This is a genomic window from Actinophytocola sp. NPDC049390 (assembly GCF_044466355.1).
In the GTDB taxonomy this organism is placed as follows: domain Bacteria; phylum Actinomycetota; class Actinomycetes; order Mycobacteriales; family Pseudonocardiaceae; genus Actinophytocola.
On record NZ_JBITMQ010000011.1, the window covers coordinates 339087 to 363816 of the forward strand.

Here is a 24730-nt window from a genome sequence, read left to right on the forward strand (position 1 = left end):
CGGCCGGGGCCGGCGAAGGCGGCGCAGCATGATCACGTTCCTGGTGGCGATCGCCGCCGTGCTGTTCTTCACGGCGCGGCGGCGAAAAAGACGCGGTACAGCGAAACCGGCCGGGCGTAGGGGCCGGTTCGCTTCGCTCGCGGTCGTGGCGGGCATCCTCGGCGTGCAGGCGATCTTCGGTTCGCCCGCGATGGCACAGCAGCAGGAAACGAGCTGTGCCCCATCCCCGGAGCGTCCCGGGGCGGGCATGGTCGGCGCCATCGACCCGTCTCAGGGCAACGGCGAGGCGGGTGGCCCGTACACCAACGAGAAGTTCCCGAACAGCCCGTACCTGGACCACGGCTACGCCGGCATGGTCTGGCACACCTACGACCCGAACTGCAACCAGCCGGTCTCGATCTCGGACCCCAGCGTCACGATCGACACCTGGCTGGGCAACGAGCTGTTCAACCTGGGCAAGAACATCGTCGGCGCCACCAACTCGCTGCACTACACGCTCTACAACGGCGGTGTGCTGGGCGGGTTGAACCAGCAGATCGGCGCGGCCGCGAACGCCATCTTCGACAACATCTACATGCAGCTGTTCAGCGTCTTCATGCTGGTGCTGGCGGTGATGATGTTCCGGCAGATCTGGCGTGGCGACCTGGCCACGGTGTCGAAACGCGGTCTGTTCGCCCTCGGTGGCATGTGGCTGGCGGCGTCCACACTCGTGCTGGTCAACAACTACGACGCCATCGACCGGTTGATCGTGGAGGCCACCACCGGCATCCAGAACGGGTTCCAGAACCCGGAGGACGACCGGATCCAGCGGGACGTGCTGCCCACGGAGCTGCACACCAGGATCGTCTACGAGAACTGGCTGCGCGGTGAGTTCGGGCAGCCGAACGCCCCGCAGGCGGAGGAGTTCGGCCGTCGCCTCCTCGACGCGCAGGCGTGGAAGTGGGAGGACCTCGCGAGCGGCAACGACGCGAACGACCAGGCCGAGGCCGCGAAACAGGCCGAGTACGAGAAGATCTACAACGAGCTGGGTTCGGCGCAGGGCTACTTCGACGGCTCCGAGGGCAGCCGGGCGGGGTCGGGTTTCCTCGCGTTCTTCCAGTCGCTCGTGTACTCGTTCTTCCAGTTCCTCGCGAAGCTCGCCGTGCTGCTCGCGCAGCTGCTGCTCCGGGTGTTCACGCTCGCCGCGCCGGTGATCGGTCTGGTGGCGCTCGTCCACCACGACATCCTGCGCAAGGTGGGCCGGGCGGTCGGCGCGGTCGTGCTGAACGTGCTGATCCTGGCCATGCTGGCCGGCATCCACTTCAAGTTCCTGCAGCTGATCTTCGGGCCGGACGTCGAGCTGTCGATGCTGGTGCAGATGCTGCTCGCGGGCATCGTGACGGTGGTGTTCCTGCTGGTCGGCCGGCCGATGAAGCGGATGTGGCAGATGGTGGAGCTGTCCGTCGGCGCGGTCGGGGCCTCCGTGCCGACCGCGAGCCGGGGCGGCATCTTCTCCCGGTTCCGCCGTCGCAAGGGCGACGCGGAGCGCGGGCCGCAGGACGAGTTCTGGGACAACCTGCGTGACGAGGAGCTGGCCGGGGACACGGTGGCCACCACGCGTCCGGCCGGGCGCAGGCCGCGGCCGGAGGCGGCGGGCCCGGTCATGGCGACCGCCGAGCGGCTGGACACGCGGCGGCAGCCGATCGGGACCAGCGCGCTCGGGTTGCCTGCGGCACGTGGGGACGGCGACGCCGTGCTCATGCCCGGCGGCCCCGGCGGGCGGAACGACCCGGCCGGTGTGTTGCCGCCGCGACGCAGCAGGGTCGTCGACACCACCCCCGTGTACGACCGGGACTACGGCGAGGACGCGATGGTCGTCCCGTCGCAGGTCACGACCCCGCGGCGCGAGGGGCGGTTCGAGTCGGCGCCGACCGCGGCGCCCAGGAACAACCCGAGGGCCGCGGACGTCGAGATGGTCGCCGGGCGCCCGGTGCACGTCGTGTACCGGCCGTCGCGGGGGCTCGAGGTGCGGGAACCGGCACCACGGCGGGAACCACGGCGCATGCCGTTGCGTGAGGGACCGCGGGACACCGACGCGGCGGTGAGGTGACATGCCGATCCGCACCAACCGCGGGCGCGCCGCGGTCTACCGACGCCTGTGGGGCTGGCCCATGCGCTCGCCCCGCCACCTCACCGTCGTGGTGTTCGTGGTCGCGGTGCTGGTCATCGCGACCGGCATCCTCGTCCCGCAGCTGACCGGCGGCGACAAGCCCGGCGGTCCGGCGGCGGCCGCGTCGTCGGACAACGAGAACCCGACCACCGCACCCAGCACGCCCGGCACCACGAACACGCCGGGCGTGACCGGGTCGGCGAGCGACCTGCCGACGCGCATCACCTCGGTGCCGTCCGCGCCGACGTCCGCGCCGCCGGACCCGGCCGCGCTGGACGTCGCCGACTCGTGGGGACGGGCCTGGGTGAACCACCCGGAGGGCATCAGCAACGAGGACTGGCTGGCCGACCTGCGGCCGTTCACGACCGAGGAACAGCTCACGGAGATGGCCACGGTGGAGCCGGGCAACATCGGCGCCACGAAGGTGACCGGCGAACCGAAGGCGGTCGAGTCCTTCACGAGCTCCGTCCAGGTCGAGCTGCCGACCGACGACGGCAACCTACTCATCACGGTGATCGACACCCCCGACGGCTGGCGGGTGGCCTTCTACGAGCAGGTGAGCTGACGCATGAAAAGTGCCATCGTCGTCGGAGGGCTGGTGGTCGTCGTGACGGTCGCCGTCGCCGGGGTCAGCGCGGTCACCCAGGTGGTGTCGCAGGACCAGGCGGTGGACCAGGCACGCGCGATGAGCGGGTCGCTGACCTGCAACGCGAGCCTCGGCCCGATCACGTCCGGCCCACCCGGCAGCGGTGCGTCGGCGGCGGCGAAGCTGACCGAGGAGCAGCGCGGCACCGTCGCGAAGATCATCGAGATCGGCAAGGAACGCGAGCTGCCGCCGCTGGCGTGGCAGATCGCGATCCAGGCGGGCATGACCGAGTCGGGGCTGCGCAGCCTCAACTACGGCGACCGCGACTCGCTCGGCATCTTCCAGATGCGGCCGTCGATGGGCTGGGGCACTCCCGCCCAGGTCACCGACCCCGTCTACGCGATCAACAAGTTCTACGACGTCCTGGAAGAGGTGCCCGACTGGGAGAAGCAGCGCCCCGGCGAGTCCGCCCAGGACGTGGAGCGGTCGGCGTTCCCGGACCGCTACCACCAGTGGGAGCCGATGGCGGCCCACCTGATCGGCAACGTCGGCCTGGTCCCGGACCCGACGGGCTGCGGCGAGGGCACGGGCCTGCTGGTGCCTGCGCCGACCAAGCAGGCCGGTCAGGCGATCCAGTGGGCGCTCAAGCAGCAGGGCAAGCCGTACCAGTGGGGTGCGGCGACCACACACCAGAACTCGTTCGACTGCTCCAGCCTGATGCTGCAGGCGTACCGGGCGGTCGGCGTCACTCTCCCGAGGGTTTCTCGCCAGCAGTACCGGGCGGGCGCGATGCTGCCCGTGGAGCAGGCGCAGCCCGGTGACCTGCTGTTCTGGGGCTACGACACGAGCGATCCGAACACCATCCACCACGTTGCGATGTACATCGGGGACGGCAAGATCGTGGAGGCGCAGCAGACCGGGGTGCCCGTGCACATCCGCCCGGTCCGCTGGGGTGAGCCGGAGCTGATGGGCCAGGCCGTGCGGCCGGGCGTATGACCGAGGGGGCGCGATGACCATGTACACGCCAGAGCCGATCCCGCCGCACATGGGCAGGCCCGCGTCGAGCACCCCGGTGCGCGACTACCTCGCCACCCCGCACCCCGGCACCCCCGAGAACTACGTGGTGATGCCGAAGTCGCTGGTGGAGGCCATGCCGCTGCCGTGGCAGAACGCGATGGTGCAGATCATGGCCGAGTTCCACCAGGCGTTCGGGCACCTCGACTGGCCGGAGTACCGGGTCGTCCCGTCCCGGCGGGAGAAGCTCGTGAACCTCGACGAGGACCAGCTGGCCGAGGCGGGTTACCTCGTCGAGATCGACGTGGACGGTGAGCTGGTCTACCGGGAGCGCAGCGGCAGGCGGATCGACAACCCGGAGGACACCGAGGTGCTGGTGTCGGTGATGGACCCGATCCCCGGCGACTACCGCAACGCCAACGAGGACACGCCGCCGCGTGGTTTCCCCACGCAGAACGTGGGGCCCTGGGCCCCGACACAGCATTAGGCTCTTTTCATGGCCGACAACAACCCGGACCCGGGCTGGTACTTCTGCACGAAGCACAACCGGGTCGAGCACGGCGAGGTGTGCCCGGCGATCGACCGGATGGGTCCGTACCCGGATCGCGAGACCGCGGAACGCGCCCTGGACATCGCGAAACAACGCACGGAAGCCTGGGACAAGTCCGAACGCGACTGGGACGATGACTAACGCCCGGTAGGGTGCCGCTCGTGGTAATCCGTGCGAACAGCGACCGGATCGGGTTCGGCAAGGTCCGGGAGGAGTTCGCGCTGTCGCCGAACTTCCCCTCGGCCGTGCTGGAGGAGGCGGAGCGGGCGGCGAACCGGCCCCATGACGGGCACAAGGACGCCACCGACCTACCGCTGGTGACCATCGACCCGCCCGGAGCGAAGGACCTCGACCAGGCGATGGCGGTGGAGCGGCGCGGCAGCGGTTTCCGCGTCCACTACGCCATCGCGGACCTGGGTGCGTTCGTCACCCCGGGTGGCGCGCTGGACCGGGAGGTCCGTGGTCGCGGCCAGACGATCTACCTGCCGGACGGCAACATCCCGCTGCACCCGCCGGTGCTGAGCGAGGGCGTCGCGAGCCTCCTGCCGGGACAGATCACGCCCGCCGCGCTGTGGACGCTGGACTGCGACGCCGACGGCGCGCTCGAGTCGGCGCACGTGCACCGCGCGCTGGTCCGGTCCCAGGCCCGGTTCGACTACGACACGGTCGACGCCGAGCTGAAGAACGGCACGGCCCACCCGTCGCTGGCCGTGCTGCCGGACATCGGCCGCCTGCGCCGCGAACGCGCGGTCGAACGCGGCGCGGTCGAGCTGCAGCTGCCGGACCAGGAGGTGGAGGCCGACGGCGACGGCTGGCGCCTCACGTTGCGCCCGCGCGTCGAGGTCGACGCGTGGAACGCCGAGATCTCCCTGCTCACGGGCATGGCCGCGGCGAAGCTCATGCTCGACGCGGGCGTCGGCATCCTCCGCACGCTGCCCGACCCGGAGAACGGCGCGGTGAAGTGGCTGCGCCGCTCCGCCCGTTCGCTGGGCATCAACTGGCCGAGGAACATGGACGCCGCCGAGCTGCTCGCCGGCCTGGACCCGGAGCGCCCGGAGGCGCTGGCGTTGTTCATGGACGCCACCCGCCTGCTGCGTGGCGCCGGTTACACGGTCTTCGACGGCGACCACCCCGAACTGGCCACGCACGCCGGCATCGCCGCCCCGTACGCGCACGTCACCGCGCCGCTGCGCAGGCTGGTCGACCGGTTCGGCACCGAGATCTGCCTCGCGCTCGTCGCCGGTGACGAGGTGGCGGACTGGGTGCGGGAGGCGCTGCCCGCGCTGCCGGACGTGATGGCCGGTTCGGACGCGCTCGCGAACAAGGTCGACCGGGCGTGCCTCGACCAGGTGGAGGCGTGGGTGCTGGGCAACCGCGTGGGGAGCGAGTTCGACGCGATCGTGTTGCGGTCGGAGGGCAACAACTCGGACGTGTTCCTGCCCGATCCGCCGGTGATCGCCAAGTGTGTGAATGGCGACCTTCGGGAAGGTGAAACGATTCGGGTGCGGTTGACTCAGGCGGACGCGGAGGCACGCAAGGTCGTCTTCGAGCGGGCGTAGGTGGGACGGAGCGACCGATCAGACAAGGAGTGGCATTGACCGACGTGACAGGCCTGACCGTTGGGGTGCTCGGCGGCACCGGGCCGCAGGGCAAGGGCCTCGCGCTGCGCTGGGCGAAGGCGGGCATCAAGGTGATCATCGGGTCGCGCAGCGCCGAGCGCGCCGAGGCGGCCGCGACCGAGCTGGGTGACGGGGTGACCGGCGCCGACAACACGACGACGGCCGCCGCAGCGGACGTCGTGCTGGTCGCGGTGCCGTGGGAGGGCCACGGTGACCTGCTGGCGTCCCTGCGTGAGCAGCTGCGCGGCAAGATCGTGATCGACTGCGTGAACCCGCTGGGGTTCGACAAGCAGGGACCGTTCGCGCTGCCCGTCGAGGAGGGCAGCGCGGCGCAGCAGGCCGAGCAGCTCCTGCCGGAGTCGCGGGTGACGGCCGCGTTCCACCACGTGTCGGCGGTGCACCTGGCCGACCTGTCGATCGCGGAGATGGACACCGACGTGCTGGTGCTGGGCGACGACCGCGAGGCCACCGACCTGGTCCGCGGGCTCGCGGACGCGATCCCCGGCATGCGCGGCGTCTACGGCGGCCGCCTGCGCAACGCGCACCAGGTGGAGGCGTTCACCGCGAACCTGATCGCCATCAACCGGCGCTACAAGGCGCACGCCGGGATCCGCGTCACGGACGTGTAGATGCAGGCGCTGCCACCGGGAGCCGAGAGGTGGACCGCGGCCGAGCGGGAGCTCGCGCTCGCGGTCCTCTCCGGCGGGACGGTGGTGGTGAACGTCCGCAAGAGCGGCCCCCACAAGCATGTGGTGCCGTGGCTGGTCGAGGAAGGTCTGCTCACCTACGTCGGCCACGCGGGCAACCGGCACACCTGGCCGGAGTCACCGTTCGCGAACCCGTTCGTCGGGCTGCGTGACACCGATCGGGCGACGATGGTGTCGAGGTACCGCGAGTGGCTGCACGAGCACCCGTCGCTGCTGCGCCGGATCCCGTCGGAACTGGCGGGCAGGGCACTGGGCTGCTGGTGCGCACCCGCGGCGTGTCACGCGGATGTGCTCGCGGAGGAGGCACGACGTGCTGGTCGATGACCTGGGGGAGCCGGTCCCGCTGGCGTCGCCGCCGAAGCGGGTGGTCAGCCTGGTCCCGTCGCTGACGGACGCGATCGAGGCGACCAGCCCGGGCCTGGTCGCGGGCGCGACCGATTACTGCACGCACCCGCCGTCACTCGACGTCCCCCGCGTGGGCGGCTCGAAGTACCCGGACGTGGACAAGGTCCTGGACGTGCGCCCGGACCTGGTGGTGGCGAACGCGGAGGAGAACCGCCCGGACGACGTGGCCCGCATCCGCGCGGACGGCGTCCCGGTGTGGGTGACGGCCGCGGCGGCGACGGTCCCGGAGGGTCTCGGCTCGGTGCGCAGGCTGCTCACGCAGGGCCTGGACCTGGCGGAACCGGACTGGCTGGTCGCGGCGGAGGAGGCGTGGCGCACCCCGGAACCGGTGTGGGCGCGGGCGATCATCCCGGTGTGGCGGCGCCCGTGGATCGTGGTCGGCCGCGACACGTTCGCGGGTGACGTGCTGCTGCGGCTCGGGGTGGCGAACGTGTACGCCGACCACCCGGACCGCTACCCGCGCCCGTCGCTGGAGGAGCTGAACGCGGCGGCCGCCGACCTGGTGGTCCTGCCGGACGAGCCGTACGCGTTCACCGCCGACGACGGCCCGGAGGCGTTCCCTGGCCTGCCGTACGCGCTGGTCAACGGCCGCCACCTGACGTGGTGCGGGCCCTCGCTGGCCGAGGCGCACGAAGCTCTCAGTGCCGGAATTCGTCGGTCGCGTCGATGAGGGCGTCGAGGACGCCCAGGTCCGTGACGGCGTGCCCGGCACGCGGCACGATCGTCAGCTTCGAGTCCGGCCACGCGCGGTGCAGCTCCCACGCGGTGACCGGCGGGCACACCACGTCGTAGCGGCCCTGCACGATCCGGCCCGGGATGCCCGCGAGCTTGCCCGCGTCCCGCAGCAGCTGGTCCTGCGCGAACCAGCCGCCGTTGGCGAAGTAGTGCAGCGCGAGCTTGGTGAACGCGATCGCGAACCTCGGCTCGGCGTAGGTGGCGGCGAGGCCCGGGTTGGGGGTGATCGACACGATCGCGCCCTCCCAGTTGCTCCACGCGGCGACCGCCTCGGCGGCACGGGCGGGGTCGTCGAGCAGTTCTCGGTAGCCATCGAGAACGTCGCCTTCGGGGACCAGTGCCGCGAACGTCTCCCACGCCTCCGGGAACAGCGCGCCCGCGCCGCCGCGGTAGAGCCAGTCCAGCTCGGACTGTCGCAGCATGAACACCCCGCGCAGCACCATCTCGGTCACCCGATCGGGGTGTGTTTGCGCGTAGGCGAGCGCGAGGGTGGCGCCCCAGGAACCGCCGAACAGCTGCCACCGTTCGATGCCGAGGTGCTCGCGGAGCTTCTCCATGTCGGCGACGAGGTGCCACGTCGTGTTGTTCTCGTCGGGCGCGGCGGTGGCGACGTGCGGGGTGCTGCGGCCGCAGCCGCGCTGGTCGAACAGCACGATCCGGTAGGCGGCCGGGTCGAACAGCCTGCGCTGCAGCGGGGAGGTGGCGCCGCCTGGGCCGCCGTGCAGGAACACGACCGGCTTGCCGTCGGGGTTGCCGCTGACCTCCCAGTACACCTGGTGCCCGTCGCCGACGTCGAGCATGCCCTGTTCGAGCGCGGACAGCGGCGGGTAGAAGAAGCGCACGCGCGAAGCCTAGGCTCGGGGGCGTGGCTACGGTGCAGTTCGGTGCGGAAACTTCGAAGCGCGGCGAGTTCGTGCGGCAGAAGAACCGGTTCACGGACCGGATCACGGCGGACGGGTCGTCCGGCTGGCAGGCCGAACCGGGCCGGTACCGGCTGGTCGTGAGCCTGGCGTGCCCGTGGGCGCACCGGGCGCTGATCGTGCGTGGCCTGCTCGGGCTCGAGGACGCGATCTCGCTCGCGGTGGTCGACCCGGTCCGCGACGAACGCGGCTGGCGCTTCACGCTCGATGACGGCGACCGCGACCCGGTGCTGGGCATCGGGTTCCTGTCCGAGGCGTACCTGAAGACCGACCCGTCGTTCGAGGGCCGGTTCACGGTGCCGTCGATCGTCGACGTCGAGTCGGGCCGGGTGGTCACGAACGACTACCCGCGGATCACGCTGGACTTCTCGACGCAGTGGCGTGCCTTCCACAAGCCCGGCGCCCCGGACCTGTACCCCGAGCACCTGCGCGCGGAGATCGACGAGGTCATCGAACCGATCTTCCACAACGTCAACAACGGCGTGTACCGGTGCGGGTTCGCGAGCAGCCAGGAGGCGTACGAGGACGCCTACGACGCCCTGTTCGCCGAGCTCGACCGGCTGTCGGCGCGCCTCGAGAACCAGCGCTACCTGGTCGGTGACCAGCTCACCGAGGCCGACATCCGCCTGTTCACGACGCTGGTCCGGTTCGACGCCGTCTACCACGGGCACTTCAAGTGCAACCGGAACAAGCTGACCGAGATGCCGGTGCTGTGGGCGTACGCCCGCGACCTGTTCCAGACCCCGGGCTTCGGCGAGACGGTCGACTTCGACCACATCAAGCGCCACTACTACTACACGCACGACGCGATCAACCCGACGCGGATCGTGCCGAAGGGCCCGGTCACGGACTGGACCGAGCCCCACGGCCGAGGCTGATCACAGCGAGAACGACCCGTACTCCGGCTTGCCCGTCGGCTGGTACACGGCCGCGACGACCCCGCCGTCGGTGGTCCGCGCCGACACCAGCTTCAACCCGCTGGGCACCGCGCCGTCGCCGAAGAGCCGCTTGCCGGTACCCAGCACGACCGGGAACACGGTCAGCCGGTACTCGTCGACGAGCCCGTGCCGGATCAGCGTCTGCGCCAGGTCGAGGCTGCCGATCACCTGGATCTCGCCGAGGTCCTTGGCCTTCAGCTCGGTGACGGCCGCGACCACGTCGTCGCCGATGACGGTCGTGTTCGTCCAGTCCGCCGAGGTCAGCGTGCGGGACGCCACGTACTTCGGCGCCTCGTTGAGGATCTTGGCCATGGGGTAGTCGCGGTGGTCGGGCCCGATGTGGGGCCAGTACCCGGCGAAGATCTCGTAGGTCCTGCGGCCGAGCAGCAGCGCGCCGGGGTTCGCGTGCCACGGCCCGACGATCTCGTCGCCGAGCTGCTCGGTGAAGTGCGGGACCTGCCAGCCGCCGTGCTCGAACCCGGCGTCGCGGTCCTCGTCCGGTGCGCCGGGCGCCTGCGCGACGCCGTCGAGGGTCAGGAACATGTTGATGGCGAGAGTGCTCATGCCCACGCGTCGGACGGGCCCGGCCCGGATCGACAGTGCCCGCGGCCGGATTTTCCGGCCGCGGGCATCGATGTCAGTGGAAGACGTGCTCGGGTGCCGGGAACTCACGTCCCCGCACCTCGGACGCGAACTGCTCGACCGCGCCCTTCATGACACCGGCCACGTCGGCGTACCGCTTCACGAACCGCGGCGCCTTGCCCCGCCGCAGGCCCATCATGTCCTGCCACACGAGCACCTGTGCGTCGCAGTCCGGGCCGGCGCCGATGCCGATCGTCGGGATCGCCAGCTCGTGGGTGATCCGCTTCGCGGCCTCGGCGGGCACCATCTCCATCACGACGGAGAAGGCGCCGGCTTCCTGCAGGGCGATGGCGTCCTCGAGCAGGTCGTCGGCCGCGTCACCGCGGCCCTGCACCCGGTAGCCACCGAGGTTGTGCTCGCTCTGCGGGGTGAACCCGATGTGACCCATGACCGGCACGCCCGCGGTGGTGATCGCCTTGACGTGCGGTGCGAACGCCCGCCCACCCTCGAGTTTGACCGCGTGCGCGCGGCCCTCCTTCATCATCCGCACCGACGTGGCCAGGGCCTGTTCGGGTGACAGCTGATAGGAGCCGAACGGCAGGTCCGCCACGACCAGTGCCCGCTTCACCGACCGCGTCACCGCACGTACGAGTGGAATCATCTCGTCGACGGTCACCGGCAGTGAGGACTCGTAGCCGTAGACGTTGTTGGACGCGGAGTCGCCGACCAGAAGGACCGGGATCCCGGCCTCGTCGAACAGCTCGGCGGTGTACATGTCGTACGCGGTGAGCATCGGCCACGGCTCGCCGCGGTCCTTCAGCTCCTTGAGGTGGTGGATGCGGACGCGCTTCGCCGGCTTGGCGGGCGTGCTCGGGCCCGTGCCGTACGGCGCCGCCACCTCAGGGTTCGATGCTGACGTCATTGTCGACCGTCCTTCCCTCGAAGCCCACGTGGTGTGGGTCCCCGGGTGTTAGTGGATGGCTTACGAAACCAGCGTGACACCTGGCGGGCGGTCGCACACCGGCGTGCGATGAGCTTCACACCGCGGTGCGAGCGCGCTGTCCGTCATGGCGTGCCCGGCCTCGTTTGGCTGTCTCGAACTAGGCTCTTCCCGTGGACAAGGTGCCGGTGGAGAGTCGGCTTGTGCGGGTTGAGTGGTTGAACACGCCGGACAAGTACCAAGGGCCGAAGTTGTTCGACGATCTGGAGAAGGCCCGCGCCTACTCGTCGAGCGGCGTCGTCAGCGCCGAGTTGGAGGTGGAGGCCCCCGGCGGGCGGCACCTGTCCCTGTCCGGCGGAGTGCCGTCCGCGGACAGCATCTGGCGGCGTTCCACCAACCAGGACGCCGGCGTGCTGCCCGCGACCGGCGCGAGGGTGACCACCGTCGAGGCCGGTGAGGTCGTGTTCACCAACCCCGACGGTGGCCGCTGGGTGTTGATCCGCTGACGGGGCTACTTGCCCTCGCGCCACGCGTTGGTCATCGGCAGCCTGCGGTCGCGTCCGAACGCCTTGAAGGTGATCTTCGTGCCCGGCGGGTACTGGCGGCGCTTGTACTCGGCCCTGTCGACCATGCGGAGCACCTTGTCGATCAGCTCCGGCGCGAAACCGGCCGCGATCAGGTCCGCATAGCCGCGGTCGCCCTCGATGTAGTCGTCCAGCACGCGGTCCAGCAGCTCGTAGTCGGGCAACGAATCAGTGTCCATCTGGCCCGGTCGTAGCTCCGCCGACGGCGGTTTGGTGATCGAGTTGGGCGGGATCGGCTGGGTCTCGCCGCGGGCCTCCGCGTACTCGTTGCGCCAGCGCGCCAGTTCCCACACCAGCGTCTTCGGCACGTCCTTGATCGGCGCGAAGCCGCCTACCGCGTCGCCGTAGATGGTGGAGTAGCCGACGGCCAGTTCGGTCTTGTTGCCCGTCGCCAGCACCAGGTGGCCGTGCTGGTTGGACAACGCCATCAGCGTGACGCCACGACACCGCGCCTGCACGTTCTCCTCGGCCAGGTCCGTCAGCCCCAGCTGGTTGACGAACACCTGGACCATGTTCGCGATCGGCTGTTCCTCGTAGTGGCAGCCGGTGCGTTCCGCCAGGTCAGCGGCATCGGACTTGGAGTGGTCCGACGAGTACACCGACGGCATCGACACGCCGTACACGTTCTCGGCCCCCAACGCGTCGACCGCCAGGGACGCGGTGACCGCCGAGTCGATGCCGCCCGACAACCCCAGCACGACCGAGCTGAAGTCGTTCTTGCGCACGTAGTCGCACAGGCCGAGCGTCAGCGCGCGCCACATCTCCTCCAGCTCCGACAACGGCTCGAACGCGTCGGGCAGCGGCCGCGCCTCGTACGGGGCCAGGGGTGCGTCCGACAGCGTCACCCTCCGTACCGCGAAGCCCTCGATGTCACCGTCACGGGTGGGCGCGCCCCCCGGTAGGTCGAGGTCCATCACGGTCAGGTGCTCGACGAACTGGGGCAGGCGCGTGAGCAGCTCACCCGATTCGGAGACCACCATCGAGTCGCCGTCGAACACCAGGTCGTCCTGGCCGCCGACCATGTTCACGTACACCAGGGGAGCGCCCGCCTCGGCCGCCCGCCGGGCCACCAAGGGCTCGCGCTGGTCGTCCTTGTGCCGCTCGTACGGAGACGCGTTCGGCGACACCACCAGGTCGACCCCCGCGGCCCCGAGCGCGGAGATCGGTCCGCCTTCCTGCCAGATGTCCTCGCAGATGACCATGCCGATCTCGAGCCCGTGCAGCCGCACGATGTCGAGGGTGTCCCCGGACTTGAACAGCCGCCGCTCGTCGAACACCCCGTAGTTGGGCAGGTGGTGCTTGAACTGGGCGGCGACGACCCGGCCCTCGTACAGCACGGCGACCGCGTCACGCGCGCCGACGGCGTCCCGGTCCAGGTAGCTCACCACGGCGGCCACGGACCCGAGCCCGTCGGCGTCGAGGCGCGCGGCCAGCTCGGTCAGCGCCGCCTTCGACGCGGACGCGAACGACTCCCGCAGCGCCAGGTCCTCGACGGGGTACCCGGTCAGCACCATCTCCGGGAACACGACCAGGTGCGCGCCTTCCGCCGCCGCGCGGGCGGTCCACGACGCGATCAGACCCGCGTTCCCGTCCAGGTCGCCGACCGTGGCGTTGACCTGCGCGAGCGCGATGCGAAGTTGTGGCATGGCCCTATCCTCTCATGTTTTCGCCTCTTGGGCGAAAACATCAGCGGCGTGATCCGCCCTTCACCTTCTTGATCATCGCGCGGACCCGCTGCAGCGCCTGCTCGGCATCGGTGTCGAACGGGTTGTCGTGGACCATGTACGTCCAGGTCGACGACGGCCTGCGCAGCCCGCCCTCGGCCAGGTCCACCCCGTCCGGACCGATCTCGATCTCCTTGAACGTCTCCGCCGCCCGCTCCGACACCTCGTCGGGGATCTTGCGGAACTCGGGGATCGCGGTCCGGTGGAACTCGTCGATCGGCGTCTCCTTGGCGAGCGCACGCAGGTGGATGGTCTCCCGCACGTCCGCGAGGAACGCGAGGTGCTCGGTCCACCGCTGGTCGAGGTGGTACAGCATGATCTGCCGCGCCGCCTCCTCGAGGACCTTCTCGTCCAGCTCGTCGGACAGCTCCTCCCACCGGTCCGGGCACTGCGCGGCCAGCTCGGTCGCGGCCAGGTCGGTGCGCAACAGCTCGTCGCGGTGCTCGAGCAGCGCCTTGCGCTGGTGCTCGATGAGCCGGGTGTACCGCCACGTGTTGCGGTGGATCTCCAGCTGAACGCCCTCCGCGACCTTCTGCGCGTGGTCGATGAACCGCTTGGTCGTCGGGTCGGACAGCCGGCCCTCGTCCTCGTCGTCGTCCGGTTCCGTGCCCGCGGTCGCGTCCGGCGCGTACTGGACCACCTGGTCGTCGGCGAGGCTCGCGAACATGATCGACCCGCCGGGGTCGCCCTGCCTGCCCGCACGGCCGCGCAGCTGGTCGTCGAGGCGGCTGGACGGGTACCGGCCGGTGCCCATCACCAGCAGTCCACCCAGCTCGGCGACCTTGTCGTGCTCCTCCGGGCTGCCGCTCGTGGTGCCGCCGAGCCGGATGTCGGTGCCGCGGCCCGCCATCTGCGTGGACACGGTGACCGCGTCGTACGCACCTGCCTCGGCCACGATCGCGGCCTCCTGCGCGTCGTTCTTCGCGTTCAGCACCACACACGGCACCTCGGCCTCGTCGAGCAGCTTCGCGAGCCGTTCGGACTCGGCGACGTCCCGGGTGCCGATGAGGATCGGCCGCCCGGTGCGGTGCACGGCCGAGATCTCGCGGACGATCGCCGCTTCCTTGTTCTCGACGGTGTCGTACAGCCGGTCGTCCTCGTCCTCCCGCACGCACGGCGTGTTCGGCGGGATGACCGCGACCCGCAGCTCGTAGAACTCGCGCAGCTGCTCGGACACGGCGACCGCGGTGCCGGTCATGCCGCACACCGTCGTGTACCGGCCGATCAGCCCCTGCACCGAGATCGAGTCGAGCACCTCACCGCTCTCGGTCGGCCGCAGCCGCTCCTTCGCCTCGACCGCGGCCTGCAGCCCGTCAGGCCAGCGCTGTCGCAGCGCGATCCGGCCACGCGAGGAGTTGATCAGGTGCACCTTGCCGTCGCGGACGATGTAGTCGACGTCCCGCTCCAGCAGCGCGTGCGCGTGCAGCGCGGCGTTGACGGCGGCGAGCCGGTCGCTGTGCTCACCCGAGTACAGGTCGACGCCACCCAGCGCCTTCTCGACGACCTTCGCGCCGCGGCCCGTGAGCCACGCGTTGCGGCCGTCCTCGTCCTTCTCGTAGTGGGCGCCCGGCTTGAGCGTGCGGACGATCTTCGCGACCTCCGGGTCGGACTGGCCCTCGTCGGACGAGCCCGCCAGCACCAGCGGCACCTTCGCCTCGTCGATCAGCACGGAGTCGGCCTCGTCGACGATCACGACCTCCGGGTCGCGGCCGACCATGTCGTCCTCGGACGTGACCAGCCGGTCCCGCAGCACGTCGAACCCGATCTCGCTGACCGACCCGTACGTCACGTCGGCCGCGTACGCCGCCCGCCGGTCCTCCTGCGAGGACGTCTGGCTGACCCAGCCGACGGAGATCCCGAGCAGCTCGTACACCGGGCCCATCCACTCGGCGTCGCGTTGCGCGAGGTAGTCGTTGACGGACATGACGTGCACGGCCTTGCCCTGCAGCGCGTACCCGGCCGCCGCGATCGCACCGGCGAGAGTCTTGCCCTCACCGGTCGCCATCTGCACGACGTGCCCGGCGAGCAGCTGCATCGCACCGAGCAACTGCACGTCGTACGGCCGTTCGTCCAGCGCCCGCCTGGCCGCCTCGCGCCCGAGCGCGCACAGCTCGACCAGCTCTTTCTCGTCGAACCCCGGTTCGTCGCCCGCGCGCCGCAGCTTGCCCGCCGCCGCGGCCAGCTCCTCGTCGGAGAGCTCGCCGACCTTCTTCTCCCGCCATTCGACCGAGGTCAGAAGTCCCTCGAACCGAGAGATGTCGACGGTGGCCGGCCGGTCCAGGAACCGGCTGAAGCCGGCCTTCACGCGCCGCATGAACGCCGCCACCGACGCTCACCTCCTCGCTCGCTTCTCGCTGTGCCCACCTGCACGGTAACGGTGCACACCGGGTCGGGAGTTCCGACCGGTAACTCCGTGAATGGCAGGATCACGACATGCCAACCCGTCGGCACGCCATCGTGACAGCTTCCATCCTGCTCGCTTCCGTCGCGGGGGCGTGCACGACCTCCGTAGAAGGGGAACCGGCCCCGCAGCTCCCGTTCGAGGAACAGAACGGCCCCGCGGGCCCCGTGCCGCAGGGACTGGACCGGTTCTACGGGCAGGCGCTGACGTGGGAAGGCTGCGCCGACTACGCCCAGACCTCGTACGACCAGCAGATACTCGGTGGCGACGGCCTGCAGTGCACCCACCTTGAGGTGCCGCTGGACTACGCGAAACCCGACGGCGAGACGATCGAGCTGGGTGTGTTGCGCAAGCCCGCCCGCGACCACGGCCAGCGGATCGGGTCGCTGGTCATCAACCCGGGCGGCCCAGGCGTGGCAGGCCTGTCGACCGCGGCGTCGATGGCCGACGCCAACGACACCGTCGCCGACCGCTTCGACTTCGTCGGGTTCGACCCGCGCGGCGTCGGTTCCAGCGAACCGACCGTGGAATGCCTGACCGACGAGGAGATGGACGAGGAACGGGCCGACGACGACGAGCTGGACGTGTCACCCGAAGGGGTGGCGAAACAGGACGCGGACGCCAAGGAGTACGCGCAGAAGTGCGCGGACAACACCGAGCACGGCACCGCGATGCTCGCCAACCTCGGCACCCGCGACGTCGCGAGGGACATCGACGTGCTCCGCGCGGCACTGGGCGACGAGAAACTCACCTACCTGGGCTACTCGTACGGCACCCGCATCGGCAGCACGTACGCCGAGGCGTTCCCCGGCAACGTGCGGGCGATGATCCTCGACGGCGCGCTCGACCCGTCCAAGACGCCGGTCGAGGAGGTGGTCGCCCAGGGCGCGGGCTTCCAGAAGGCGTTCGACGACTTCGTGGCGTGGTGCGTCGAGCAGGACGACTGCGCGCTCGGCCGGGACAGGGGGAAGGCGCTGGGACAGTTCCACGACCTGGTCCGCCCCCTCGGCGAGAACCCGGTGCAGGTGGACGACGGCCGCAGGCTCTCCTACGAGGACGCCACCACAGGCGTCGTCCAGGCCCTGTACTCCCAGCAGCTGTGGGAGAACCTGAACTCCGGGCTCAACGGGCTGAAGCAGAACGACGGCACCGGGTTGATGCAGCTGGCCGACATCTACCTGGAACGCGACCCGGACGGGACGTACTCGACCACCCAGGACGTGTTCACCGCGGTCCGGTGCGTCGACGACCCGCGCATCACCGACCCGAACGTGGCGCTCGAGGTGAACCGCGAGTACAAGGAGGCCGCGCCGTTCCTCGACGACGGCAACCCGCCCGCCCCGGTGCTCGACTCGTGCGCGTACTGGCCGGTGCCCAACACCAGCGAACCGCACGTGCCGAACGTGCCGAACCTGCCGAAGCTGCTCGTCATCTCGACGACGGGCGACCCGGCGACCCCGTACGACGCCGGTGTGGCGCTGGCGAAGGGCCTGCGCGGCGTCCTGCTCACCTACGAGGCGACCCAGCACACGGTGTTCCTGCAGGGCAACGAGTGCGTCGACAGCGCGGGCGCGGCGTACCTGACCGACCTGAAGCTCCCCGAGGAAGGCACCCGGTGCACACCCTGAGACAGCACATCCTGATCACCGGCGCCAGCGCGGGCATCGGCGCCGAGCTGGCGCGCCAGTTCGCGTCCGCCGGCCGGTCGCTGGCGCTGTGTGCACGGCGGCTGCCCGCGCTGGAGGAGCTGCGGGCCGAACTGCCCGGCCGTGTGCTGGTCGAACAGCTGGACGTGACCGACGCGGACGCCGTGTTCCGCGTGTTCGGCGAGGTCGCCGACGAGCTCGGCAGGCTCGACCGGGTGATCGTCAACGCCGGCATCGGCAAGGGCGCCCCCATCGGTACCGGTGGCCACCGGTTCAACCGCGAGACCGTCGAGACCAACGTCCTCGGCGCGCTCGCACAGTGCGAGGCCGCGATGGAGATCTTCCGGCGGCAGAACTCCGGGCACCTGGTCGTCGTCTCGTCGATGGCCGCGCTGCGTGGGCTCCCGGGCGCGATCACCACGTACGCGGCGACCAAGGCGGCGGTGTCGTCGCTGGCCGAGGGCATCCGCGTGGAGGTGGCGGGCACGCCCATCACGGTGACGACGGTCCTGCCCGGCTACATCCGGTCGGAGATGAACCCGGAGCCGGGCAGGCTGATCGCGGACACGGTGCCCGCCGTCCGCGCGATGGTGGCCGCCATCGAACGCGAGCCGAAGCAGGCCTACGTGCCGCCGTGGCCGTGGCGGGCGCTGGCGCCGGTGCTGCGCAGGATGCCCGCCTGGGCACTGAGGAAGGCGACCTGACCCGGTTGTCCACAACCCCGGCCCGACGACAGCGGAAACTGTCGGTCCCCGCCCGTACGCTGGCAACCGGGGGCCGGAGGCCGCCCCCTCACACCTCTTCCGCGCGCCGCCCGCCGATCAGCAGCCCGAGCGCCGCACCCACCACGCACACCACCGCCGTGATCGCGAACGTCTCGCTGTACTGCGTCAACAGCGCATCGTTCACCGCCGCCCGGTACACGGCCATCTCCCGCTCGAACTGCGCCTCCGGCTTCCCGAACGGCAGCGGCGTGTCCAGCGTGGCGGTCAGCGAGTGGAACCGGTGCAGCCCGAGCGCGGCGAGCGCCGCCACCCCGACCAGCATGCCCGTCATCCGTGCCACGACCACACCCGCGGCCGCCACCCCGTGCTGCACCGCGGGCACGACCCGCAACGCGGCCGCGGACAGTGGCGCGATCACCAACCCGAGCCCGAATCCGGTGATCACCAGATCGGTGTCGAGCCGTGGCAGGTACACGAAACCCAGGTCATGGGGCGCCGACAACACGTCCAGCGGCCACATGGACACCAGCCAGAACCCGGCCGCCGCCACCAGCAACCCGGCGCACGCGGGCAGCCGGTCCCCGAAGCGCCCCGCCAGCCAGCCGCCGACCAGCGCGCCGACCGGCAGCGCCACCAGGAACCGCACCAACAGCAGCACGCTGCCGTTGTCGTCCTTCCCGAGCAGCGTCTGCCCGAACAGATCCACGTTGACCAGCGTCACCATCAACGCCGCCCCCGCGGCGAGGCTCGCGCCGAGCGCGGCGAGGAACGGCCCGAACCGCACCCCGGACGTGTCGATCAGCCGGGTCCGCGCCTTCAGTTCCCAGCCGAGGAACGCCACGAACGCGACCGCGGCCGCGATCAGCAGCGGCACCCCCCACGACGGCAGCACCTGCTCGCGCGGTTCCGGGTTGTACAGCCCGACCACCAGCAACCCGAGCACGACCGCCAGCAGCGCCGCCCCCACGACGTCCACCTTCGGACGGTCACCCACACGGTCGCGCTTCGGCACCGTGAACTGCACCGCCACCATCGCCGCCACCGCCAGCGGCACGTTCACCCAGAACACCCCGCGCCAGCCCAGGAGCGCCGCCAGCGCGATCCCGTACACCGGCCCGAGCACGCTGCCCAGCTCCTGCGCCGCGCCGACCGCACCCAGCACCGCCGACCGCCGGTGCGTGGCCCACAGGTCCGCGGCCAACGCCATCGTCACCGGCAACAGCGCGCCACTGGCCACGCCCTGGATCACCCGTCCGGTGACGAGCACCGTGGTGTCCCCGGCGGCTGCCGTCACCACCGACCCGACGATGAAGCCCACCAGGCACACCTGCAGCAGCAGCTTGCGCCCGAACCGGTCCGACGCCTGCGCCAGCAACGGCATCGCCGCCACGTAACCCAGCAGGTAACCGGTCACGATCGGGGTCACCCGCTCCAGCCGGTTCAGCGGGATCTGCATGTCGTCGATGATCTGGCGCAGCACGCTGACCACGACGTACGTGTCGAGCGCCCCCAGCAGGACCGCGAGCCCGCCCGCGCCGATCGCGACGGCGCGCCCGCGGGCCTTCACCTCTGTCGTCACCGCGGAGCCGTGATCTCGACCTGCTTGTTGACGTCCGACAGGGTCACGTCAACCGTGCCCTGCTGCACCTTCACGCTCGCCTTCACCGGCTGGTGCCCGTCGTCCTGACGCAGCCAGAACGTGATGTCGACGTCCGCGTCGATGCCCGGCACCAGCGACGACACAACGTCCTTGGTCACCTTGCCGGTCACCTTGTAGGTGGACACCCCGTCGACGTCCTCGGTGCCCTCCGTGCGCGCGTCCGTGACGTTCTTCAACACGTTCGCGATGCCCCTGTCCGGGTCGAGGATCGCCGCCGGGTCGTACACGCTCCGCACCATCGACGCGGGCAGCTCGTTGTACCCGCCCGTCGGACCCTTGATGTAGACCGAATCGTCGACCAGGACGAACTCGCCCTCGAACAGGCTGCCCATGAGGTCCATGGACACCGTGCCCTTGGCCGCGCCACCCGCGCCGCCCTCCCTGGTCAGGTCCCCCTCGGCGCTCTTCACCGGCAGGCCGGGGATCTCCCCGTTCACCGCGAGCGTGAAGTGGGCGCTCGTGATGTCCGCCGTCGACGCGGCGGCGTCGTTCAGCAACCCGGCGGCGTCGGGCAGGTTCCCGTTGCTCGCGGGTTCGTCGGAAGAACAGGCCGTGGCGACCGCCGCGGTGAACGCGAGCGTGACGAACAGGATCCGGCGCATCATGCGGGAATCCTAGGGCGGTCCAGCTGAGAGACGTTCAGCCCGCCCGGAACGTTTTCCGGTACGCCAGCGGCGAGACACCCAGCGTCGCCCGCATGTGCTGCCGCAGCGACGCGCCGGTGCCGAGACCGGCCTGCTCGGCGACCGCGTCGACGGACAGGTCGGTCGTCTCCAGCAGGTGCCGGGCGTGCTCGATCCGCTGCCTCGTCAGCCACGTCCCCGGCGACATCCCGGTCTCGGCGCGGAACCGGCGGGAGAACGTGCGCACGCTCATCCGCGCGTGCTCGGCGAGTGCGGCCAGGTCGATCGGCTCGTGCAGTCTGGTCAGCGCCCACGCCCTGGTCGGGGCCGTGCCGTCGGTGCCGGGGTCGGGCACGTGCCGGTCGATGTACTGCGACTGCCCACCCTCCCGCCACGGCGGAACCACGCAGTACCGCGCCGCCCGGTTCGCCACCTCGGTGCCGTGGTCGCGGCGGATGACGTGCAGGCACAGGTCCACGCCCGCGCCCAGCCCCGCCGAGGAGAGCACGTCGCCGTCGTCGACGAACAGCACGTTCTCGTTGAGCGCCACCTTCGGGTACAGCGCACGGAACTCGTCCGCGTAAGCCCAGTGCGTGGTCGCGGGCCGGTCGTCGAGGATCCCGGCCGCGCCGAGCACGAACGCGCCCGTGCAGATCGACATGATCCGCGCGTGCGACGGCACCCTGGCCAGGGCTTCCCCGATCGCCGGCGGGAGGACGCCGTGCAGGCGCGGACCCGCGATCCTGGTGCCTGGAACGATCACCGTGTCCGCCTCGGCCAGTATCGAAGCGTCGTGGTCGGGCACCATCGTGTAGCCCGAAGCCACCCTGATCGGTGACCGGTCGAGCCCGCAGATGCGCACCTCGTACAGGCGCTCCCCGTCCCGGCCGGTGGCCTCCGCGAAGATCTGCGGCGGGATGGCCATGTCGTAGCCGATGACGGTGTCCAGGGCCAGGACGACCACCTGATGCACAGTCATGGCCAGATTCTTCCAGATATTGGCGATCCGGCCACTCGTCGGCTGCGGAAAGTTCCCGCACGCTGTCGACGTGACCCAAGTCGAGCCGCGGACGCGGCCTGTGCGAACCCGGATCCACTGGGCGTGGCTCGTCGCCGTCGCCGCGTTCGTCACCCTGATCGGCGCCGCGGGCTTCCGCGCCGTCCCCAGCGTCCTCATCGCCCCCCTCCACGAGGAGTTCGGCTGGTCACACGCCACGATCTCGTCGGCCGTGTCCATCAACCTCGTGCTCTTCGGCGTCATCTCACCGTTCGCCGCCGCACTCATGGACCGCCTCGGCATGCGCCGCGTCGTCGCCGGCGCCCTCGTCCTGGTGGCCGCCGGCAGCGGCCTCACCGTCTTCATGACAGCGAGCTGGCAACTGCTCCTGTGCTGGGGCGTACTGGTCGGCGTCGGCACCGGCGCCATGTCCATGGCCTTCGTCGCCACCGTCACCGGCCGCTGGTTCGTCAAACACCGCGGCCTGGTCAGCGGCATCCTCACCGCCGCGGGCGCCACCGGCCAGCTGGTTTTCCTCCCGCTCGTCGCCGCACTCGCCACCGCACACGGCTGGCGCACCCCGGCCCTCGTCGTCGCGGCCGCCGCACTCGCCGTCGTACCCCTGGTCCTCGGGCTGCTCCGCGACTACCCGAAAGACGTCGGCACGACCGCCTACGGGGCGACCCCCGAAGATGTGACGGAAGCCGGGCCCGTCACCGGGAGCAGCGCCGCCCGCGCCATCCGCGCACTCACCAGCGCCGCCCGCACCAAGACGTTCTGGCTGCTCGCCGGCGGCTTCGCCATCTGCGGCGCCTCCACGAACGGCCTGGTCGGCACCCATTTCGTGACCGCCGCACACGACCACGGCATGCCACACACCACCGCCGCGTCCCTGCTCGCGCTCATCGGCATCTTCGACGTCGCAGGCACCATCTTCTCCGGCTGGCTCACCGATCGGGTGGACCCGCGACTACTCCTCGGTGCCTACTACACGCTGCGCGGCCTGTCGCTGATGATCCTGCCGTCCCTCTTCGCACCCGAGACGGAACCGTCGATGTGGGTGTTCATCCTCTTCTACGGCCTGGACTGGATCGCCACCGTGCCACCCACAGTGGCGCTCTGCCGGAACCGTTTCGGCACGTCAGGACCGGTCGTCTTCGGCTGGGTCTTCGCCTCCCACCAGATCGGCGCCGCCATCGCGGCCGTCGGCGCCGGGGCGATCCGCGACACACAGGGCAGCTACGACACGGCGTGGTACTTCGCCGGTGGCCTGTGCGTTGTCGCCGCGCTCCTGTCGCTCGCCATTCGCCCGATCCGTGATGCCTCCAGGGCCGAAACACGCAGTTAACACGATCTACCTAGGCTGCCGACATGGATCGTCAGCAAGAGTTCGTCCTACGCACCCTCGAGGAGCGGGACATCCGCTTCGTGCGGCTGTGGTTCACCGACGTGCTCGGCTTCCTGAAGTCGGTCGCGGTGGCCCCCGCCGAGCTGGAGGGCGCGTTCGCCGACGGCATCGGCTTCGACGGCTCGGCGATCGAGGGCTTCGCCCGTGTCTACGAGTCCGACATGGTCGCGCGCCCCGACCCGGCGACGTTCCAGGTGCTGCCGTGGGAGGACCCCGAGGGCCACCACTACGCGGCGCGCATGTTCTGCGACATCTCCATGCCCGACGGCTCACCGTCCTGGGCGGACCCACGTCACGTGCTGCGACGGACCCTCGCCAAGGCGAGCGAGTCCGGCTTCACCTGCTACGTGCACCCGGAAATCGAATTCTTCCTGCTCAGCGAGGTCCCGACGGACGGTCGCGAGCCCGTCCCGGCGGACAACGGCGGCTACTTCGACCAGGCGAGCCACGAGACCGCTACCCACTTCAGGCGTCACGCGATCGAGACGCTCGAAGCGATGGGCATATCAGTCGAGTTCTCGCACCACGAAGGGGCCCCCGGTCAGCAGGAGATCGACCTGCGGTACGCGGACGCGCTGACCATGGCCGACAACGTGATGACCTTCCGGTACGTGGTCAAGGAAGTGGCCATCACCCAGGGCGTCCGCGCCTCGTTCATGCCCAAGCCGTTCACCGACCAGCCCGGGTCGGGCATGCACACGCACGTGAGCCTGTTCGAGGGCGACCAGAACGCCTTCTACGACAGCGAGGACCCCTACGAGCTCTCGAAGACGGGCAAGGCGTTCGTCGCAGGCCTGCTCAAGCACGCGCGGGAGATCTCCGCGGTCACGAACCAGTGGGTGAACTCGTACAAGCGCCTGATCGTCGGCGGGGAGGCGCCCACCGCGGTCTGCTGGGGGCACGCGAACAGGTCTGCCCTGGTCAGGGTGCCCATGTACTCGCCGGGCAAGGCGTCGTCGCGGCGGGTGGAGATCCGCAGCCTCGACTCCGCGTGCAACCCGTACCTCGCGTACTCGGTCATCCTCGCGGCCGGGTTGAAGGGCGTCGAGGAGGGCTACGAGCTGCCGCCCGAGGCCGAGGACGACGTGTGGTCGCTGACCGACGCCGAGCGCAGGGCCGCCGGCTACGGCAACCTCCCGCAGAACCTGGGGGAGGCCCTCGCCGAGATGGAGGGGTCCGAACTCCTCGCCGAGACCCTCGGCGAACACGTCTTTGATTTTTTTCTTCGGAACAAGCGCAACGAGTGGGACGCGTACCGCCGGTCGGTCACCCCCTATGAGCTGCGAACACTTCTTCCGCTGTTGTGAGCGCAAGCCTCTGACCAGGCGATTTGACTTGTGCACGCATGGCCGGATAACTTTCTTCTCGTCGCACGGCGCGGCGGACCGGACAGGAACTAGCAAGCCTGACCCCCCTCCGACGCGAAGCCCCGGCCTCTGATACAGTTCAGTGGCTGGATGCGAACGGGCCAAGCGGACTTGACACCGCGGATCGGACCGGATAGCATGTAGCGGCACTGCTAGAGCGGTAAGCCTCCCAAGCGGGACTGTCTAAGGTCCCCCAAGTAGGGATTGGCGCTCCAGCACCCCAAACGCAGTAAACCAACTGACGTCTGTCAGACTGTGTCGCGGACAGCGGCCCAGAATGGCTGAACGTGTGTTGTTTGAGAACTCAACAGTGTGCCGATTCAAAATGCTAGTGAGCTTGTGCCTGGCCTCTTTGGATTAGAGCTAGGTATTTATTGCTGGGATTTGTTTCTCTTCACATAAAGCATTGTTGGAGAGTTTGATCCTGGCTCAGGACGAACGCTGGCGGCG

At 70.2% G+C, this 24730-nt stretch carries 23 protein-coding genes; 15 read left to right on the forward strand and 8 right to left on the reverse strand.

Features of this window, described 5'->3' with window-relative positions; translation table 11 throughout:
• The first annotated feature begins 28 nt into the window (after window positions 1–28).
• The 9 genes from ACIBVP_RS29675 to ACIBVP_RS29715 are packed head-to-tail and all read left to right on the forward strand — an operon-like array spanning window position 29 to window position 7700.
• Window positions 29–2089, forward strand: a complete 2061-nt coding sequence (locus ACIBVP_RS29675) for a magnesium transporter (protein WP_396109632.1) — start codon at window positions 29–31, stop codon at window positions 2087–2089.
• 1 nt (window position 2090) lies between these two features.
• Window positions 2091–2714: a hypothetical protein gene (locus ACIBVP_RS29680; RefSeq protein ID WP_396109634.1), complete on the forward strand. Its 624-nt coding sequence runs from the start codon at window positions 2091–2093 to the stop codon at window positions 2712–2714.
• Window positions 2715–2717: 3 nt separating this feature from the next.
• On the forward strand, window positions 2718–3731 hold the full coding sequence (locus tag ACIBVP_RS29685) for a C40 family peptidase (protein WP_396109635.1): 1014 nt from the start codon (window positions 2718–2720) through the stop codon (window positions 3729–3731).
• A gap of 13 nt (window positions 3732–3744) precedes the next feature.
• Window positions 3745–4236 carry a hypothetical protein gene (locus ACIBVP_RS29690; RefSeq protein WP_396109636.1) on the forward strand — a complete coding sequence of 164 codons (492 nt, stop codon included), beginning with the start codon at window positions 3745–3747 and terminating at the stop codon, window positions 4234–4236.
• Between the two features lie 9 nt (window positions 4237–4245).
• The gene (locus tag ACIBVP_RS29695) at window positions 4246–4440 is read left to right on the forward strand and encodes a hypothetical protein (RefSeq protein WP_396109637.1); all 195 of its coding nucleotides are present in this window, start codon (window positions 4246–4248) and stop codon (window positions 4438–4440) included.
• An 11-nt stretch (window positions 4441–4451) separates the two neighbouring features.
• Entirely contained in the window at window positions 4452–5858 is a 1407-nt protein-coding gene (locus ACIBVP_RS29700) for an RNB domain-containing ribonuclease (protein WP_396109638.1), read from the forward strand.
• 35 nt (window positions 5859–5893) lie between these two features.
• A complete protein-coding gene (gene npdG / locus ACIBVP_RS29705; RefSeq protein WP_396109639.1) occupies window positions 5894–6547 on the forward strand; it encodes an NADPH-dependent F420 reductase in 654 nt (217 codons plus the stop codon).
• On the forward strand, window positions 6548–6949 hold the full coding sequence (locus tag ACIBVP_RS29710) for a DUF4326 domain-containing protein (RefSeq protein ID WP_396109640.1): 402 nt from the start codon (window positions 6548–6550) through the stop codon (window positions 6947–6949).
• Complete coding sequence (locus ACIBVP_RS29715; protein WP_396109641.1) at window positions 6912–7700, forward strand: helical backbone metal receptor; 789 nt, start codon at window positions 6912–6914, stop codon at window positions 7698–7700. The genes ACIBVP_RS29710 and ACIBVP_RS29715 overlap by 38 nt, the downstream gene beginning before the upstream one ends.
• Here the strand turns inward: ACIBVP_RS29715 and pip are convergent.
• A complete protein-coding gene (gene pip / locus ACIBVP_RS29720; RefSeq protein ID WP_396109642.1) occupies window positions 7669–8607 on the reverse strand; it encodes a prolyl aminopeptidase in 939 nt (312 codons plus the stop codon). The genes ACIBVP_RS29715 and pip overlap by 32 nt on opposite strands.
• A 23-nt stretch (window positions 8608–8630) precedes the next feature.
• Between pip and ACIBVP_RS29725 the strand changes: the two genes are divergently transcribed.
• On the forward strand, window positions 8631–9563 hold the full coding sequence (locus ACIBVP_RS29725) for a glutathione S-transferase family protein (RefSeq protein WP_396109643.1): 933 nt from the start codon (window positions 8631–8633) through the stop codon (window positions 9561–9563).
• Here the strand turns inward: ACIBVP_RS29725 and ACIBVP_RS29730 are convergent, their stop codons facing one another.
• Together ACIBVP_RS29730 and panB are read right to left on the reverse strand one after the other, a co-directional pair.
• Window positions 9564–10187 (reverse strand): dihydrofolate reductase family protein, encoded by a 624-nt coding sequence (locus ACIBVP_RS29730; RefSeq protein ID WP_396109644.1) that lies wholly within the window; start codon window positions 10185–10187, stop codon window positions 9564–9566.
• 73 nt (window positions 10188–10260) lie between these two features.
• A complete protein-coding gene (panB, locus tag ACIBVP_RS29735) occupies window positions 10261–11127 on the reverse strand; it encodes a 3-methyl-2-oxobutanoate hydroxymethyltransferase (protein WP_396109645.1) in 867 nt (288 codons plus the stop codon).
• Between the two features lie 221 nt (window positions 11128–11348).
• Between panB and ACIBVP_RS29740 the strand changes: the two genes are divergently transcribed.
• A complete protein-coding gene (locus ACIBVP_RS29740; protein ID WP_396109646.1) occupies window positions 11349–11651 on the forward strand; it encodes a hypothetical protein in 303 nt (100 codons plus the stop codon).
• 5 nt (window positions 11652–11656) lie between these two features.
• Here the strand turns inward: ACIBVP_RS29740 and ACIBVP_RS29745 are convergent, their stop codons facing one another.
• Together ACIBVP_RS29745 and secA2 are read right to left on the reverse strand one after the other, a co-directional pair.
• Window positions 11657–13375: an NAD+ synthase gene (locus tag ACIBVP_RS29745; protein ID WP_396109647.1), complete on the reverse strand. Its 1719-nt coding sequence runs from the start codon at window positions 13373–13375 to the stop codon at window positions 11657–11659.
• A 40-nt stretch (window positions 13376–13415) separates the two neighbouring features.
• Window positions 13416–15767, reverse strand: a complete 2352-nt coding sequence (gene secA2, locus ACIBVP_RS29750; RefSeq protein WP_396109681.1) for an accessory Sec system translocase SecA2 — start codon at window positions 15765–15767, stop codon at window positions 13416–13418.
• A 119-nt stretch (window positions 15768–15886) separates the two neighbouring features.
• On the opposite strand from secA2, the gene ACIBVP_RS29755 reads away from it, so the two are divergent.
• Window positions 15887–17482 (forward strand): alpha/beta hydrolase, encoded by a 1596-nt coding sequence (locus ACIBVP_RS29755; RefSeq protein WP_396109648.1) that lies wholly within the window; start codon window positions 15887–15889, stop codon window positions 17480–17482.
• Complete coding sequence (locus ACIBVP_RS29760) at window positions 17479–18204, forward strand: SDR family oxidoreductase (RefSeq protein ID WP_396109682.1); 726 nt, start codon at window positions 17479–17481, stop codon at window positions 18202–18204. Before ACIBVP_RS29755 ends, ACIBVP_RS29760 begins: the two co-directional genes overlap by 4 nt.
• A gap of 88 nt (window positions 18205–18292) precedes the next feature.
• On the opposite strand, the gene ACIBVP_RS29765 is transcribed toward ACIBVP_RS29760, so the two are convergent.
• From ACIBVP_RS29765 to ACIBVP_RS29775, 3 genes are read right to left on the reverse strand one after another with little or no spacing between them, the layout of a single operon-like run.
• On the reverse strand, window positions 18293–19804 hold the full coding sequence (locus ACIBVP_RS29765; RefSeq protein ID WP_396109649.1) for an MFS transporter: 1512 nt from the start codon (window positions 19802–19804) through the stop codon (window positions 18293–18295).
• Window positions 19801–20490: an LppX_LprAFG lipoprotein gene (locus ACIBVP_RS29770; RefSeq protein ID WP_396109650.1), complete on the reverse strand. Its 690-nt coding sequence runs from the start codon at window positions 20488–20490 to the stop codon at window positions 19801–19803. Before ACIBVP_RS29770 ends, ACIBVP_RS29765 begins: the two co-directional genes overlap by 4 nt.
• A gap of 34 nt (window positions 20491–20524) precedes the next feature.
• Window positions 20525–21487, reverse strand: a complete 963-nt coding sequence (locus ACIBVP_RS29775; protein WP_396109651.1) for a GlxA family transcriptional regulator — start codon at window positions 21485–21487, stop codon at window positions 20525–20527.
• 100 nt (window positions 21488–21587) lie between these two features.
• Here ACIBVP_RS29775 and ACIBVP_RS29780 point away from each other — a divergent pair, with 100 nt between their 5' ends.
• Both ACIBVP_RS29780 and glnA read left to right on the forward strand, forming a co-directional pair.
• Entirely contained in the window at window positions 21588–22853 is a 1266-nt protein-coding gene (locus ACIBVP_RS29780) for an MFS transporter (protein WP_396109652.1), read from the forward strand.
• A gap of 23 nt (window positions 22854–22876) precedes the next feature.
• Window positions 22877–24220 carry a type I glutamate--ammonia ligase gene (gene glnA, locus ACIBVP_RS29785; protein ID WP_396109653.1) on the forward strand — a complete coding sequence of 448 codons (1344 nt, stop codon included), beginning with the start codon at window positions 22877–22879 and terminating at the stop codon, window positions 24218–24220.
• Window positions 24221–24730 lie beyond the last annotated feature (510 nt).